The sequence below is a fragment of the Streptomyces ossamyceticus genome, assembly GCF_001418475.1.
Lineage (GTDB): Bacteria > Actinomycetota > Actinomycetes > Streptomycetales > Streptomycetaceae > Streptomyces > Streptomyces ossamyceticus.
Map to the genome: position 1 here is coordinate 1 of NZ_LIQX01000908.1, position 1,281 is coordinate 1,281.

2 protein-coding genes are annotated in these 1,281 nt (G+C 73.8%); both read left to right on the top strand.

Features of this window, described 5'->3' with window-relative positions; genetic code table 11:
* A partial coding sequence (locus tag AOK15_RS40415) for a DUF3152 domain-containing protein (RefSeq protein ID WP_055524145.1) occupies positions 1-713 on the top strand: 713 nt, incomplete at its 5' end.
* Positions 714-825: 112 nt separating this feature from the next.
* The coding region (locus AOK15_RS40420) for an ATP-grasp domain-containing protein (protein ID WP_420877037.1) at positions 826-1,281 on the top strand (456 nt) is incomplete at its 3' end.

A 1,281-nucleotide genomic window follows, 5' to 3' on the forward strand; every position in this document is an offset into this window, starting at 1 on the left:
CGGGCGACTCGTCGGCCGACGACCCGACCGACGCGTCGGCCGACGAGTCGCCCGGCGGTGGCTCCCGTGGCTCCGGTGGCTCGACCGGCGGTTCCTCCGGCGGTTCCGGCGGGCGCTCCGCCTCGCCGTCGCCGTCCGGGCGCGTCATCCCCGAGACCGGGCCGGGCACCTTCACCAAGGCCCCCGGCAGTGGCCCCAAAGTGGGTGACGGCAAGGTCCTGCGCTACCGCGTCGAGGTCGAGAAGGGACTGTCCCTGTCCGCCGCCGACGTCGCCGAGGAGGTGGAGCGCATCCTGGGCGACCCGCGCGGATGGACGGCGGACGGCGACTCGGCGTTCCAGCGGGTCTCCGGTGGTGCCACCGACTTCGTCGTGAAGGTCGCCACGCCGGGCACCGTCGACGACATCTGCGGCGCGTACGGCCTCGACACCCGTGGCGAGGTCAACTGCAACGTCGACGACAACGTCATGGTCAACCTCAAGCGGTGGGAGCTGGCCACCCCGGTCTACGCCGACGACGTCACGGCCTACCGCGCCCTGATCATCAACCACGAGGTCGGCCACTTCCTCGGCGAGGGCCACGTCGGCTGCCCCGGCCGGGGCAAGCCCGCCCCCGCGATGATGCAGCAGATCAAGGGCATGAAGGGCTGCGTCCCCAACGTCTGGCCCTACGACGCGAAGGGGAGGCTCATCACCGGGCCCGCCGTGCCGTGACGGGTGCCCCGGTCCGGCGCCCCGGTTGTTAGCCTGCGCCGGAGAACCGGATGCCCGAGCAGCCGTCCACACCTGGACGGATGTACGAGCCCCGTACGAGAACGGAGTCCCCGTGGCCCGCACCGCCGCCCCCCGGATCGCCCTCGCCACCTACGACCCCGGCGCGGAGGCCGGCGCCGACCGGGATCTGCCGGTGCTGGTGGGCGCGCTGCGGGCGGCCGGTGCCGAGGCGGAGGCCGTGCACTGGGACGACCCGGACGTGGACTGGTCGGCCCACGACCTCGTCGTCATCCGGTCCACCTGGGACTACAGCTGGCGGGCGGCCGAGTTCACGGCATGGGTGGAGAAGTGCGGCCGGGCCACCCGGCTCGCCAACCCGGCCGACGTCATCCGCTGGAACACCGACAAGCGGTACCTCGGCGACCTCGCACGGGCCGGGGTGCCCGTCGTCCCGACCTCCTATCTCGCGCCGGGCGACCCCGTGGAGCTGCCCGACGCGCACGAGTACGTCGTGAAGCCGACCTCCGGTGCCGGGGCCCGGTTCGCCGCCCGGTACCGGGCCGGGGCG